We start from the raw sequence: 14,055 nt of genomic DNA on the forward strand, positions 1-14,055 counted from the left end.
CTTCCGTGAGGAAAAAGCCGTTCGGTCCCGTGACCCGGCGCAAATGAAACCGCTGCAAAATATTGATCCTCTCTATTATATTGCCATACCTGTTTATAATAAACAGTTTTTCGGATATTTGCAATAAAAAATAAAATCAAAACGAAAATACCGCGTAATCACACCGAGCGTTCCATCTCCATAATATGGAGAAAGAAGTTTGTGGAGGTTTGTACAATGGTCGATATAAACAGTTTCGGCGTACTGGGCGGTGACAAACGCCAGATTGCGCTGGCCGAATCCATTGCGTCGGACGGCTACACCGTCTATGTCTATGGATTTGACAACATCGAATTTTCCAAGGACGTAAAAAAGGCGGATCTTGAAGAAATAATAATCCGGTGTGAAAATATGATCCTTCCGCTGCCGGTTACGGCGGACGGCAGTCATCTGAATATGGTTTTCAGCGAAAACAGCATCGAGCTGAACGACAGCTTTGCCGAACTGATGAGAAATAAACAGGTTTACGGAGGAATGATGGGAAAGCTTTACCAGACCAGCGACGTGTGGGATTCCATCGACGCCTATGATTATTATACCCGGGAGGAATTCGCCGTGCACAACGCCGTTCCCGCCGCGGAAGGCGCGATCGAGATCGCGATGCGCGAGTACCCCGGTACCGTCAGCCAGAGCAAATGCCTTGTTGTCGGCTACGGAAGAATCGGAAAAATTCTGGCGATGATGCTGCGCGGGCTGGGAGCTTCGGTGACGGTGAGCGCCCGCAGATATTCCGATATCGCCTGGATCGAATCCTTCGGGTATTCCTCCGCCCTGACGGACAAAATCTGCGACAAAGATCAGTACGACGTTATTTTCAACACGGCGCCCGCTTTGATATTCAACCGGCGCATGCTTTCGAAGATGCGCTCCAAACCGCTGATCATCGACCTTTCGTCCCCGCCCGGCGGCGTGGATTACGAAGCCGCGCAGAAATTCGGCATCAAGGCGATCCACGCTCTTTCCCTGCCCGGAAAGGTCGCTCCGAAAACCGCCGGTGAAATCATCAAAAATACCATTTATAATATGATGGAGGAGTGAAAGATGAAAAGCCTTACTTTCGGTTACGCCCTCTGCGGTTCCTTCTGCACCTTCGACAAGGCGATCGAGCAAATCCGCGTCCTTGTTGAAGCGGGGTACGACATTCTGCCGATCATGTCGCAGAACGCCGCGACGACGGACACCCGCTTTGGGAAAGCGGACGATTTTATCTGGGAGATCGAAGACCTCTGCGATAAAAAAATCATCAAAAGCATGGTGGAGGCGGAACCCATCGGGCCGAAAAAGATGGTCGACCTGATGATCGTCGCTCCCTGCACCGGCAACACGCTGGCCAAAATCGCGAACGGAATCACCGACACCACCGTGACCATGGCGGTGAAGTCCAACCTGCGCATCGGCAGGCCGGTGCTTCTGGCCCCTGCCACAAACGACGCGCTCGCCGCGTCGGCGCAGAATATCGCAAAATTACTCAATACCAAAAACATCTATTTCGTTCCTATGAAACAGGATGACCCTGGCAAAAAGCCGACCTCCGTGGTCGCGGACTTCAGCCTGATTCAGCCCGCGGCGCTTGCCGCGCTGGAGGGAAGGCAGCTTCAGCCCATCCTGCTGTGAGGATGGATATTCATAAATATTTATGCGGATTTCTTGTAAGTTAGTCAATAAATGTGATATGATAAAGCAATGAAATGGAAGTGAAAGGAATGCTGTACTGCCCTAAGTGCCAACTGCTCATCGACAGCGACGCCGACCGCTGCGCCGCGTGCGGTTCCAAAAAGCTGCGGGAGCCCGGACCGGACGACCCGGTGCTTTTGCTGACGACGGACGAAACGAATATCATCATGATCCGGTCCGTCTTTCAGGAAAACGGAATCGTATTTGTCGAGCAGGACAGCGGCTTCGGCTCGCCGCCTTCCATATTGCTTGGCAGCAGGCCCTTTTACGGGTCCCGCAATATTTTTGTGGCTTTCCGGGATCTGGATACCGCCAAAGAGCTGCTGAACGGGATCGGAATCGCGGACGCGGGGGACGCGAAGCTGGAAAGCAGCACCCCTGCGCCGGAGGAAGGGCCCGGACCCGAAGGACCGTCCGAACCGAAAGAGGAGCCGGAACCGATGAGTTCCCGCAAGCGCTTTTTCTGGCGGATCGTTTCGGCAATGATGTTTATTCTGATTGTGTGGGGCGTTGTGGCGGCGGCCGACTTTCTGGCCAACGCGCTGAAAGCGTTTTTCACAAAAGGCGGATTTTAAAGTGAAAGGAAAATTCCATTGAGCCATTACCATCTTGATACGGACTGCATCCACGCGGGTTACGAACCGGGAAACGGAGAACCGCGCGCACTGCCCATTGTGCAGAGCACAACCTTTAAATACGACAGCGCGGAAACGCTCGGCGAGCTCTTCGACCTGAAGGCCGACGGATTCTTCTACACCCGCCTGGGCAACCCGACCATTGACGCGGTGGAAAAAAAGATCGCCGCCCTGGAAGGCGGCGTCGGCGCGCTGCTGACCTCCTCCGGTCAGGCGGCTTCCCTGATATCGGTGCTCAACATCTGCCCCGCGGGCGGCCATGTGGTCTGCTCCAGCGCAATTTACGGCGGCACCTTCAACCTGTTTTACAAAACCATGCGCGAAATGGGACTGGAATTCACCTTTCTTGCCCCCGGCTGCACGAAGGAAGAGCTGAACGCCGCTTTCCGGCCGAACACGCGCTGCGTATTCGCGGAGACGCTGACCAATCCTTCGCTCGTCGTAACCGATTTAGAGCTGTTCGCGAAAACGGCGCACGCGCACGGTGTCCCCCTCATTGTAGACAACACCTTCCCCACTCCCATCAACTGCCGCCCGTTTGCTTTCGGCGCCGACATCGTCACCCACTCCACCACGAAGTACATGGACGGTCACGCCGTTCAGGTCGGCGGAGCGATTGTGGACAGCGGGAATTTCAACTGGGAAAACGGAAAGTTCCCCGGCCTGACCGAACCGGACGAATCCTATCACGGAATCGTCTATACAAAGCAGTTCGGCAAAGCGGCCTACATTGTAAAAGCCCGCGCGCATCTGATGCGGGACCTTGGCGCGCAGTCGAGCCCGAACAACGCGTTCCTGCTCAACCTGGGATTGGAAACGCTCGCGCTCAGAATGGAACGGCACTGTTCCAACGCGCTCGCCGTGGCGACGCATCTGGAGCAGAATGACAAAATCGCGTGGGTAAACTATCCCGGCCTGAAAAGCAGCAAATATTACGAACTCGCGAAAAAGTATATGCCAAACGGCACCTGCGGCGTGATTTCCTTCGGGATAAAGGGCGGGCGCGAAGCCGCCGCCGGATTTATGGAGGGCTTAAAGCTCGCGTCCATCGTCATCCATGTGGCGGACCTGCGCACCTGCGTGCTTCACCCGGCCAGCACGACCCACCGCCAGCTGAACGACGATCAGCTCAGGGAGGCGGGCATCGGCCCCGACATGATCCGGATGTCGGTCGGCATCGAAAACATCGCGGATATCCTTGAGGATATCGACCAGTCGCTGAATAACCTGTAAATCATAACATACGAAAAGGCGGAACAGCTGCTCCGCCTTTCTATAATTTAACCAAATTTGCTGAATCGGGAACTCCCTCAGTCAGGACCTCGCCGGTCCGGGCTCCGCCTGCCCCAAACTCCTGCCTCCCTCAAAGAGGGATTTGTTTCGGAGTGCTCCGAGACCGATTCAACATGCAACTATTCGAGAGTATGGCCGAAGGCGCTTCCCGACCGGTAGGTCCGGCAGCCTGCGCTTCAGTTAAATGTATAGAGCGATTTATACGGATTTTTCGTATTGGGCGTTAAGACATAGAAGTTTCTGGAAAGCACTTCCCGCTTATCGATATGGAAAATACCGCAGAATTCGTCGAGATGGCCGTCGATTGCCGCCATGTCCTCCGGGGAGGCGGGGGCCGCCTGCACCTGCTTCGGCAGATCCTCCGGAAGCGCCTCGCAGCGGAGGTAAATTTTGCCGCCGTGCATTCCCGTTCCGCAAAGGTTGCCCACGGGCACCTTTTTTTCGGAACCCAGGCCCAGCACGACGATAGTGCCGCCGGCCTGGTACTCGCCCAGAAAGTTGCCGGTCTCGCCGCCGATCATGATCAGCGGCTGGTGCGTCTGATACGCCTTCATATGGATGCCCGCGCGGTACCCCGCGTTGCCCCGCACGAGGATTTTTCCTCCGCGCATCGCGTAGCCGGTGGCGTCTCCGCTGGAACCGTTGATGATGATGGTCCCCTCGTTCATGGTGTCGCCGGTGGCGTCCTGCGCGTTGCCGTTTACCCGGATGGTGGCGCCGTTCAGATAGCAGCCCAGATCGTTGCCCGGCACTCCGTTGATCGTGATGTTTTTCCCGCTCATGCCGGAGGCGATGTAGCGCTGCCCAAGGCAGTTGTCCACCGTGATATCCGCTTCCGAGGAGACACGGATTTCGTTGTTCAGGTCTTTGAAATGTTGATTGTCCGCATTGATTTTCATTCTTTGGCACCTCCGAGCTTAACGGCCCTTTCTGACGCGGTAAACGCCATGAGCTGCGGTTTTTCCTTAATCAGTTCGTAATCGACGGTGTCGAGCGGGGTCCTTTCGCGGATCAGCGAAGTGTAGATTCCCGCCCTGGCGACGTCGCCGATCAGGATGAAGCCCTTTAACAGATTGTCTTTCGAGACCAGCTTTTTATAAGTCTGTTCGGTCCGCACCACATAGGCCTCTCCGTCGTAGCTTCCGGCGGTGATGATATGCAGCCCGAAAAATCCGATCGCGTTCATCGGGATGGCCTTGTCGTAGACCTTTTCCCCGCCCGCCATATTGATGCCTGCGGTCTCGCCCTGCATATACGCGTTGGGCAAAAGGGCGAGCACGCGGTACTGACCGGAGGTGATGTCGTAGCTTTCACTGCAGTCGCCCGCCGCGTAAACGCCGTCCAGATTCGTGGCGCAGTGGATGTCGGAAACGATTCCCTTATTGACCTTGCAGCCGATGTCCGCGGCAAGCTTCGTCTCCGGGCGGACGCCGACCGCGACAATCAGGACGTCGAACTCCAGCTTTCCGCCGCTTTTCAGCAGAGCGGAATTTTTGGTAAACTGTACGACGCTGTCGCTGAGGATAAAGGTTACCCCCTGCTCCTCAATATGCTTCTGCACGATTTCGGAGCCCGCTTCGTCGAGGATGCTCGGCAGGATGCGGGGCGCCAGGTCCACAACGGTAATCTGCTTTACCTTGCTGCAGATTCCCTCCGCGCATTTCAGGCCGATCAGGCCCGCGCCGACGATCAGCACGCGGCTTTCCTGATCAATGACCTTCTGTAAGGCCGCCGCGTCGTCCAGCTTCATAAAGCTGAACTGATTCTCCACTTCCCCCAGCCCCGCCATGGGCGGAACAAAGGGGGAGGAACCGGTCGCGAAAAGCAGCTTGTCAAATTCGATCCCGTCCCCGCTGTCCAAAAGGACTTTTTTGTTTTCGTAATCCACCCCGGTAACCGTAACCCCTAAAAGCGGGGTCACCCGGTTGTCTTCATAAAAGGTGTCCGGACGGTACTTCATGCGCTGCCGGGTGGTTTTTCCGTAAAGGAGGTAGGAAATCAGCGGACGCGAATAAACATGATGCGGCTCTTTGGAAATCACCGTGATGTTTCCGGCTTTATCCACGGAGCGGATGCCTTCGATGCAGCCGACAGCCGCAGTCGAGTTTCCGATAATGACATAATTCATTCTGCTCACCTCTCCTCAAAAACGATCGCCTTGTTCGGGCAGCCCCGCACGCACGCCGGCTCTCCGAAGCTGTTGTTCGTGCAGAGCTCGCATTTCTGAATGACGCTGCCGTCGTTCCCCGGCATGATCGCGCCGTAGGGGCATATCATAACGCAGGTGTAGCAGCCCACGCATTTGTCCTTGTCGACCTCGATGACTCCGTTATCCACGCTGAGCGCGCCGGTAATGCAGCTTTTCACGCAGAGCGGTTCCGTACAGTGGCGGCAGGAAACGGCAAAGCTGATCCCCTGGTTTTCCTCGATCCGTATCCTCGGGTTGATATGAATATCCTTGAGCGCCTTGACCATATCGTCGCTGCCGGAATTGGCAAAAGCGCAGTTGTATTCGCAAAGATGGCACCCGAGACACCATTTCTCATTTACATAGATCCTTTTCATCGCTTATTCCCCCGCATGCTTGATACCAAGAATCTCAAGCTCTTTCTCATTTAATCCGATCCCGCGAAGCATCAGGCGGTTGCCCTTGAGCGCTTCAATCGAATTGATTCCCATGCCGCCCATCATTTCCTTGATTTCGTGCTGCCACGCGGAGACAAGGTTGACGAGGCGCTTATAGCCGATATCGGGGTTCAGGCGTTTGACAAGGTCCGGCCGCTGGGTCGCGATGCCCCAGTTGCATTTGCCCGTCTGGCAGCTGCGGCAAAGGTGACAGCCAAGCGCCAGAAGCGCCGCCGTCGCGATGTACACCGCGTCCGCGCCTAAAGCGATGGCCTTGACGATATCCGCGGAGTTGCGGATGCTGCCGCCGACGACAAGGGAAACGTTGTTGCGGATTTTCTCCTGACGGAGCCGCTCGTCCACAGCCGCGAGCGCAAGCTCGATCGGGATACCGACGTTGTCGCGGATTCTGGTCGGGGCGGCGCCGGTGCCGCCGCGGTAGCCGTCGATGGCGATGATGTCCGCTCCGCTGCGGGCAATGCCGCTGGCGATGGCGGCGACATTGTGCACCGCCGCGATTTTTACAATGACCGGCTTTTTATAGTTGGTGGCCTCTTTCAGGGAGTAAACCAGCTGGCGGAGGTCCTCGATCGAATAGATGTCGTGATGGGGCGCAGGAGAAATCGCGTCCGAGCCCTCCGGGATCATTCTGGTGCGGGAAACGTCGCCGACGATCTTCGCTCCGGGCAGATGCCCGCCGATTCCCGGCTTCGCGCCCTGACCGATTTTGATTTCAATTGCCGCGCCGGCTTCCAGATAGTCCTTATGTACCCCGAAACGTCCGGACGCAACCTGCACGATGGTGTTCGCGCCGTACCGGTAAAAGTCCTCGTGCAGCCCGCCCTCGCCGGTGTTGTAGTAAATGCCCAGTTCCTGGGCGGCCCTCGCAAGGCTTTCATGCGCGTTGTAGCTGAGGGAACCGTAGCTCATGGCGGAAAACATCACCGGCACGGAAAGCTCCAGATTCGGGGGAAGGTTTTCCGTGTTGAGGCTGCCGTCCGCGTTGCGCTCCAGTTTTTCCGGCCGCTTGCCCAGAAAGGTTCTGGTTTCCATCGGCTCGCGCAGCGGGTCGATGGACGGATTCGTCACCTGCGACGCGTTGATCAGGATCTTATCCCAGTAAACCGGATACGGCTTCGGGTTGCCCATGGAGGAAAGCAGCATGCCGCCCGATCCGGCCTGACGGTATACCTCGCCGATGACCTCGTTCGTCCAGTTGGCGTTCGTCTTGAAGGTGTGGTCGGACTTTACGATTTTCAGGGCCCTTGTCGGGCAAAGCGCCACACAGCGGTGACAGTCGACGCACCTGGACTCGTCGCTCTTCATCAAATTCAGTTCCGCGTCGTAGGAATGCACCTCGTTGGCGCACTGTCGTTCGCACACGCGGCAGGCAATGCAGCGCTGCGGATTGCGGATCACTTCATATTCAGGATATAAGAAATCGACAGGCATTATGCATCCACCCCCTCATTTAACGTTACGATGACCGGTTCTCCGCCTCTGGGGGCGAAGGTTCTGTCCGGGTCCGGCTCAATCGCGCGGATCGCGCATTCCTCGCTTGCCACATAGGCCATGTCGCCCTTTTCGGCGACGACCATGGAGCGCAACTTCAGACGGTCGTTCAGCGCCATCATGCCGCCGCTGAAGCCCAGCAGGATGGAGAACGGGCCGGTAATCAGCAGGCTGGAAAACACGTTTCTCAGGTAGGTGAACTTTTTGCGTTCCGCCTCCGGCATCCGGTCGATCTCACTCCAGAACGGGGCGGCGATGACGTCTGCGGCCTCTTTCAGGCTGAGCCCCTGTTTCCGGTTCAGGTAATCGATAATATAGGTAATCACTTCGGTATCGGTCAGAAGCGTACATTTGTAGCCGAACATCTCAATGAAACGGCGGTTCGCGTCGTAGGAGGAAATTTCACCGTTATGTACAATGGAATAGTCCAGCATGGCGAACGGGTGCGCCCCGCCCCACCAGCCCGGCGTGTTGGTCGGGTAACGCCCGTGCGCCGTCCAGCAGTAGCCCTCGTAGTTTTCCAGACAGTAGTATCTCCCCACATCCTCCGGGAAGCCGACCGCCTTGAACACGCCCATGTTCTTTCCGCTGGAAAACACATAGGCGTCCTTGATCTGCGTGTTGATCTTTACCACGCAGCGCGCGACAAATTCCCTTTCGTCCAATTGCGTATCCTTGAGCAGCTTTTCAAACGGCAGGCCGAAATAGCGCCATATTGCAGGTTCATCCGTAATTTCCGGCATTTTTCGGGTCGGAATCTTTTCCGCGACCGTCACGTCGAAGTTCGCCATGATCTCTTTTTCGCATTCCTCTTTGGCGCGGGCGCTGCCGTAGAAAACATGGAACGCGTACAGATCCCTGTTATGCGGATAAATTCCGTAGGCCGCAAATCCTCCGCCCAATCCATTGCTGCGGTCGTGCATGGTGGTAATGGAACGAATGATGGCCTCGCCATTCATTTTCTTTCCGCTGCGCGAAAAAATTCCCGATATGGCGCAGCCCGAAGGTATCCTTACATCTCCCTCTAATTGCATAAAAAATTGACCTCCCTGCAATTTCGTATTCCGACGCATTTTATGCCCCGTCAGCAAAAATTGCGAAATTCACAGCTTTCGGCTGTTTACTAAGATTTGCGTTTTTTTATAATATAATGTTTAGGCTCTAATGTCAATAGATTTTGCATAATTATGGTATTAAAATTGCAGGTTAGTGCAATTTTCCATAAAACTTTATTAATAACAGGACGGTTATGCATGTAATATTATCAAATCCTGCAAATTTTTATTTTTTTATTGACATTCCGTCCCGGCTGTCATATAATAAGCGCATAGCAGCAAAGGCGCTGTAGGGATTTGCCCTATAGTGTCTTCTTTTTTTATTCTTTTTTGTAATTTATGTAGGGAGTGATTTTCATGAGCAATATTCCTGAAATGTTCGGCAGCATGGTCTTCAACGATACAGTCATGAAGGAAAGACTGCCAAAGGACACCTATAAGGCTCTGAGAAAGACCAGGGAACAGGGCAAGCCGCTGGATCTGCAGGTCGCAAACGTCGTTGCAAACGCGATGAAGGACTGGGCGGTGGAAAAAGGCGCGACCCATTTCACCCACTGGTTCCAGCCGATGACCGGGATCACCGCGGAAAAGCACGACAGCTTTATCTATCCGGTGGAAAACGGCAAGATCATTATGGAATTTTCAGGGAAGGAACTGATCAAGGGCGAACCCGATGCTTCCAGCTTTCCGTCCGGCGGACTGAGAGCGACCTTTGAGGCAAGAGGCTACACGGCCTGGGACCCTACCAGCAATGCGTTCATCAAAGACGGCTCCCTCTGCATTCCCACGGCGTTTTGCTCCTACGGCGGCGAGGCGCTCGATAAAAAGACTCCCCTGCTGCGTTCCATGGACGCGATCGACAGGCAGGCGATGAGAATCTTAAAGCTGTTCGGCAACACGGAAGCCCACCGGGTCATCACCACGGTAGGACCGGAACAGGAATATTTCCTCATTGACAAGGCGATGTACGAAAAAAGAAAAGACCTGATCTACACCGGCAGAACGCTGTTCGGCGCGAAGCCCCCGAAAGGACAGGAGCTTGAGGACCACTATTTCGGCGTAATCAAGCCGAGAGTGTCCGCGTACATGAAAGAACTGGACGAAGAACTCTGGAAGCTTGGTATTTTCGCCAAGACAAAACATAATGAAGTCGCTCCTTCCCAGCATGAACTCGCTCCCATTTTCACCACAAGCAACGTAGCCTCCGACCAGAACCAGCTCACCATGGAGGTCATGAAGAAGGTCGCCACAAAGCACGGCCTGACCTGTCTGCTCCATGAGAAGCCGTTCGCGGGCATCAACGGAAGCGGTAAGCACAACAACTGGAGCATTTCGACCGACACCGGCGTAAACCTCCTTGAGCCGGGCGATTCTCCCCGCGAGAACGCGCAGTTCCTCCTTTTCCTCGCCGCGATCATCCGAGCGGTCGACGAGCATCAGGACCTGCTCCGCATCTCCGTCGCGAGCGCGGGGAACGACCACCGTCTGGGCGCGAACGAAGCCCCCCCGGCGATCGTCTCCATGTTCGTGGGCGACGAGCTGGCCAGCGTGCTGAAGTCCATTGAGGACGGCTCCTCCTATCATCAGCAGGACAAAGTTTCCATGAAAATCGGCGTCGATGTTCTGCCCGCTTTCCCGAAGGATTCCACGGACCGCAACCGCACCTCCCCGTTCGCTTTCACCGGCAACAAGTTTGAGTTCCGTATGCTCGGCTCCACCGTTTCCATCGCGTGCCCGAACATCATGCTCAACACGATCATTGCCGACGCCCTGTGCACTTTTGCGGATGAGCTGGAAAAGGCTGATGATTTCAACTCCAAGCTGGCTGAGATTATCAAGGATACGATCAAGGAGCACAGCCGTATCATCTTCAACGGCAACAACTATTCCGAAGAGTGGGTCGAGGAAGCGGAAAAACGCGGCCTGCTGAACCTTCGTTCCACCGCGGACGCGCTGCCGTACTATATCAGCGACGCCAATATCGCTTTATTTGAAAAATACAACGTGCTGACAAAAACGGAAGTTCATTCCCGCTATGAAATCCAGCTGGAAAACTACTGTAAACAGCTCCACATTGAAGCGCTGACCATGGTGGATATGATCAAAAAAGACATTCTGCCGGCGGCCTGCTCCTATATGAAGGACATCAGCAAGGAGGCCATCAACAAGAAGCAGCTCTGTGCGGACATCTGCTGCGAACTGGAAGAGACCCTGCTGAAAAAGCTTTCCAGCCTCAGTTCCGACCTGTACAAAAAAATGCTTGTTCTGGAAGAGACCGTCGTACCGGAAAAAGAATTCAAGGATGTTCTGGAACAGGCAAAATACTACCGCAATACGGTTTTCGCGGAGATGGAAGCAACCCGTGTCATCGCGGATGAAATCGAAAGCCTGGTCGGCGCGAAATACTGGCCGTACCCGACCTACGGCGACCTGCTTTTCAGCGTGATGTAAAAAGCGGGAACAGCATTGGCTTGAGAGGGTATCTTGTAATATAATGCACAAGGGCGTGTATTCTGTTATAGCTTGCAGAATACACGCTTCTTTTTTATCAGCCGCCCGGCGGCCTGCCGCGTCCCGGCAAACCATCGGTAAAAAGATACGGCGCCTGCCGGGTGTATATTCATTCAGAGTACAAGATCTTTACATATCTTCCTATATAAAGTGGGCGGTCTGTCATTCCGGCAGGCCGCCCGCTTTATATATTGTCTTGATATTATGAACACTTTTTGAACTCTTTGTATTATCCGGTCTATTTTATACAAAATATGTTATAATTTTAGTAAAAGATGCGGTCGACACCATGAATGGCTGAATGGCTGGTTTGAAAGCTGAAATAGAGAACAGGAACGAAAGGAAGTTGAGAATGAATGGAGTAATGACCGAAAAACTGAAAGAATCCGTGCAATCCGTTCTGCCTGTCGGCATCATCGTTTTTCTGCTGAACTTTACAATCGCGCCCATGCCCACAGGCACTCTGATGATGTTCCTCACCGGAATGGTTCTGCTGATCGTTGGGATGAGCATTTTCACTCTGGGCGCGGAAATATCGATGATCCCCATGGGAGAAACCATCGGTTCGGTGCTGACCAAATCGCGCAAGCTCTGGCTGATGGTGGTAAGCAGCTTTGTCCTGGGCGTCGTGGTGACGGTGGCGGAGCCGGACCTGCAGGTGCTGACCAAGCAGGTGCCCGCCGTGCCGGACGCCGCTTTGATCGCGTCTGTCGCGTGCGGGGTGGGACTTTTTCTGGTGCTTGCGCTTCTGCGCATCCTGTTCCAGATGAATCTTTCCCACGTTTTGATCGTCTCGTATGTTTTTGTATTTATTATAGCCGCGCTGACGGCCCCGGACTATCTGGCTGTCAGCTTCGATTCCGGCGGCGTAACCACCGGACCGATTACCGTGCCCTTTATTCTGGCGCTTGGCCTGGGCATTTCCGCGGTGCGCGGCGGCAGCACCGCGGAGGGGGACAGCTTCGGGCTGTGCGCCCTGTGCTCCATCGGTCCCATTCTGGCGGTGCTGATCACGGGAATGTTTTTCGATCCCTCGGGAACGGGGTTCGCGTTTGAGTCCGCCGCCACCGTAGACAGCGCCGGCGAACTGATCGCGCTGTTTGCGAACGGCTTTCTCCAGTTTTTCAAGGAAGTCTGTATTGTTCTGCTTCCCATTGTCGTGATTTTCGTATTCCTCCAATTGATCCATCTAAAGCTCCCGAAAACCAAACTGATCCGCATTATGATTGGGATTATATACACCCTCGTCGGGCTTTCGGTCTTTCTGACCGGCGTCAACATCGGCTTTATGCCCGCCGGTACCTACCTGGGACGCTCCATCGCGTCCCTTCCCTACCGCTGGATTCTTATTCCGCTGAGCGCGGCGATCGGGTGCTGCGTCGTCTTTGCGGAGCCTGCGGTTCATGTTCTGAACAACCAGGTGGAGGATATCACCAGCGGCGCGATCTCCGGAAGGATGATGATGGCCGGCCTTTCCATCGGCGTAGGGCTTGCGCTGGCCCTGGCCATGATCCGCATCATGGCGCACATCCCCATCTGGTTCTTCCTGCTTCCGGGCTATGCCGTTGCGCTGGCAATGACCTTTTTCAGCCCGAAAATTTTTACCGCTATTGCTTTCGATTCCGGCGGCGTCGCGGCCGGGACCATGGCCGCGGCGTTTCTGCTCCCGTTTGCTTCCGGCGCGTGCGAAGCCATGGGAGGCAATATTATGACGGACGCCTTCGGCATGATCGCCATGGTGGCCATGATGCCGATTATCACCGTACAGGCAATCGGCATTATTTACCGGATCAAGCTGGACCGCGCGGAAAAGGCGCAAGAAGCGGACAACGCACTGCCGGAGGACGGGGTTCCATCGTCTGAATTCCCGGAGGAAAATCCGGAATTTCCGGAAGAATCGGAGGAAAATAAGGGAAAAGTGGAAAACCCTATTGCAAATTCCGAGGAAACCAGCGAAAATAGAACAGATGGCGACAATTTGTTGGAAAGGGAGGAATGAAATGACGCAGACAAATACCGGATCGGAATCGACCGTACTGATGATCACGATTCTCAACCGGGGAAACGGCAAAAAAATTGCAGATCTGTTTTCCGGCAGAGGTGTGCGCCTGAATTTCCTGGCTTTGGGAAAAGGAACCGCGGATTCAAAAATCCTGTCCTACTGGGGCCTTGGCGAAACGGAAAAAGACGTTCTGTTCAGTGTGATGCCCGGGGAAACAGCCGAGAGCTTTATGGAAGAACTGAATGAAAAAATAGGCAGGCCCGGAAGCGGCATTGCCATGACCATACCGATCAGCGGTGCCGCGGGATGCAGGGAAGAGACTCTCTGCCATACCGTATTACAGAAAACAGGAGGGAGCTTTATGGACCAATCCTTTGAACACGCACTCATCGTTGCGATCGCCAATCAGGGCTTTTCAGATGAAGTGATGGATGCCGCAAAGGCCGCGAAAGCGACCGGGGGTACCGTGATCCACGCGCGGGGCGCCAGTGTGAAGGATGCCGAAAAATTCTTCGGCATTACGATTCAGCCGGAAAAGGAATTGATTCTGATTTTAACAAAAAGCGAACACCGTGAAGAAATCATGCAGGCGATTACGCGCGAAAAGGGCCTTCATACGGACGCCAAAGCCATTGCGTTCTCCCTGCCGGTCAACGGGGTGGCAGGGCTGCCCGCTTTATAGCCTGGATCCGGCACGATCCCGGAATTT

12 protein-coding genes are annotated in these 14,055 nt (G+C 54.7%); 7 read left to right on the top strand and 5 right to left on the bottom strand.

What is annotated here, in order from left to right:
- Positions 1–216 precede the first annotated feature (216 nt).
- The 4 genes from dpsA (at position 217) to VXK30_RS14975 (ending at position 3,581) form a co-directional block, all read left to right on the top strand.
- Positions 217–1,077 (top strand): dipicolinate synthase subunit DpsA, encoded by an 861-nt coding sequence (gene dpsA / locus VXK30_RS14960; protein WP_275713480.1) that lies wholly within the window; start codon positions 217–219, stop codon positions 1,075–1,077.
- Between the two features lie 3 nt (positions 1,078–1,080).
- Positions 1,081–1,653 (top strand): dipicolinate synthase subunit B, encoded by a 573-nt coding sequence (locus VXK30_RS14965; RefSeq protein ID WP_275713479.1) that lies wholly within the window; start codon positions 1,081–1,083, stop codon positions 1,651–1,653.
- Positions 1,654–1,742: 89 nt separating this feature from the next.
- Positions 1,743–2,288: a hypothetical protein gene (locus VXK30_RS14970; protein WP_275713477.1), complete on the top strand. Its 546-nt coding sequence runs from the start codon at positions 1,743–1,745 to the stop codon at positions 2,286–2,288.
- An 18-nt stretch (positions 2,289–2,306) separates the two neighbouring features.
- Complete coding sequence (locus VXK30_RS14975) at positions 2,307–3,581, top strand: O-acetylhomoserine aminocarboxypropyltransferase/cysteine synthase family protein (protein ID WP_275713476.1); 1,275 nt, start codon at positions 2,307–2,309, stop codon at positions 3,579–3,581.
- A 236-nt stretch (positions 3,582–3,817) separates the two neighbouring features.
- On the opposite strand, the gene VXK30_RS14980 is transcribed toward VXK30_RS14975, so the two are convergent.
- Genes VXK30_RS14980 through VXK30_RS15000 form a run of 5 tightly spaced genes read right to left on the bottom strand, consistent with a single transcriptional unit; the run spans position 3,818 to position 8,812 of the window.
- Positions 3,818–4,540, bottom strand: a complete 723-nt coding sequence (locus VXK30_RS14980) for a glutamate synthase (RefSeq protein WP_275713474.1) — start codon at positions 4,538–4,540, stop codon at positions 3,818–3,820.
- The gene (locus tag VXK30_RS14985) at positions 4,537–5,769 is read right to left on the bottom strand and encodes an NAD(P)/FAD-dependent oxidoreductase (RefSeq protein WP_275713472.1); all 1,233 of its coding nucleotides are present in this window, start codon (positions 5,767–5,769) and stop codon (positions 4,537–4,539) included. Before VXK30_RS14985 ends, VXK30_RS14980 begins: the two co-directional genes overlap by 4 nt.
- 5 nt (positions 5,770–5,774) lie before the next feature.
- Positions 5,775–6,206 (bottom strand): 4Fe-4S dicluster domain-containing protein, encoded by a 432-nt coding sequence (locus VXK30_RS14990; protein ID WP_038325848.1) that lies wholly within the window; start codon positions 6,204–6,206, stop codon positions 5,775–5,777.
- 3 nt (positions 6,207–6,209) lie between these two features.
- Positions 6,210–7,718 (bottom strand): glutamate synthase-related protein, encoded by a 1,509-nt coding sequence (locus VXK30_RS14995; RefSeq protein ID WP_275713471.1) that lies wholly within the window; start codon positions 7,716–7,718, stop codon positions 6,210–6,212.
- Entirely contained in the window at positions 7,718–8,812 is a 1,095-nt protein-coding gene (locus VXK30_RS15000; RefSeq protein WP_275713469.1) for a class II glutamine amidotransferase, read from the bottom strand. Before VXK30_RS15000 ends, VXK30_RS14995 begins: the two co-directional genes overlap by 1 nt.
- Positions 8,813–9,190: 378 nt before the next feature.
- Here VXK30_RS15000 and VXK30_RS15005 point away from each other — a divergent pair, with 378 nt between their 5' ends.
- From VXK30_RS15005 to VXK30_RS15015, 3 genes are all read left to right on the top strand, one after another.
- Positions 9,191–11,284, top strand: a complete 2,094-nt coding sequence (locus VXK30_RS15005; RefSeq protein WP_275713467.1) for a glutamine synthetase III family protein — start codon at positions 9,191–9,193, stop codon at positions 11,282–11,284.
- A gap of 412 nt (positions 11,285–11,696) precedes the next feature.
- Complete coding sequence (locus VXK30_RS15010) at positions 11,697–13,343, top strand: DUF1538 domain-containing protein (protein ID WP_275713466.1); 1,647 nt, start codon at positions 11,697–11,699, stop codon at positions 13,341–13,343.
- A gap of 1 nt (position 13,344) precedes the next feature.
- Positions 13,345–14,028: a P-II family nitrogen regulator gene (locus VXK30_RS15015; RefSeq protein WP_275713465.1), complete on the top strand. Its 684-nt coding sequence runs from the start codon at positions 13,345–13,347 to the stop codon at positions 14,026–14,028.
- The last annotated feature ends 27 nt before the right edge of the window (positions 14,029–14,055 follow it).

Origin of the sequence: Caproiciproducens sp. CPB-2 (genome assembly GCF_036287215.1) — a bacterium.
Taxonomy (GTDB): Bacteria; Bacillota; Clostridia; order Oscillospirales; family Acutalibacteraceae; genus Caproiciproducens.

Excerpts from the sequence above, each read along its gene's own strand:
- VXK30_RS14965 (WP_275713479.1), top strand. The coding sequence starts at position 1,081 with ATGAAAAGCCTTACTTTCGGTTACGCCCTCTGCGGTTCCTTCTGCACC.
- VXK30_RS15010 (WP_275713466.1), top strand. The coding sequence starts at position 11,697 with ATGAATGGAGTAATGACCGAAAAACTGAAAGAATCCGTGCAATCCGTT.
- VXK30_RS14970 (WP_275713477.1), top strand. The coding sequence starts at position 1,743 with ATGCTGTACTGCCCTAAGTGCCAACTGCTCATCGACAGCGACGCCGAC.
- VXK30_RS14980 (WP_275713474.1), bottom strand. The coding sequence starts at position 4,540 with ATGAAAATCAATGCGGACAATCAACATTTCAAAGACCTGAACAACGAA.
- VXK30_RS15005 (WP_275713467.1), top strand. The coding sequence starts at position 9,191 with ATGAGCAATATTCCTGAAATGTTCGGCAGCATGGTCTTCAACGATACA.
- VXK30_RS14985 (WP_275713472.1), bottom strand. The coding sequence starts at position 5,769 with ATGAATTATGTCATTATCGGAAACTCGACTGCGGCTGTCGGCTGCATC.
- VXK30_RS14990 (WP_038325848.1), bottom strand. The coding sequence starts at position 6,206 with ATGAAAAGGATCTATGTAAATGAGAAATGGTGTCTCGGGTGCCATCTT.
- VXK30_RS14995 (WP_275713471.1), bottom strand. The coding sequence starts at position 7,718 with ATGCCTGTCGATTTCTTATATCCTGAATATGAAGTGATCCGCAATCCG.
- VXK30_RS15015 (WP_275713465.1), top strand. The coding sequence starts at position 13,345 with ATGACGCAGACAAATACCGGATCGGAATCGACCGTACTGATGATCACG.
- dpsA (WP_275713480.1), top strand. The coding sequence starts at position 217 with ATGGTCGATATAAACAGTTTCGGCGTACTGGGCGGTGACAAACGCCAG.
- VXK30_RS15000 (WP_275713469.1), bottom strand. The coding sequence starts at position 8,812 with ATGCAATTAGAGGGAGATGTAAGGATACCTTCGGGCTGCGCCATATCG.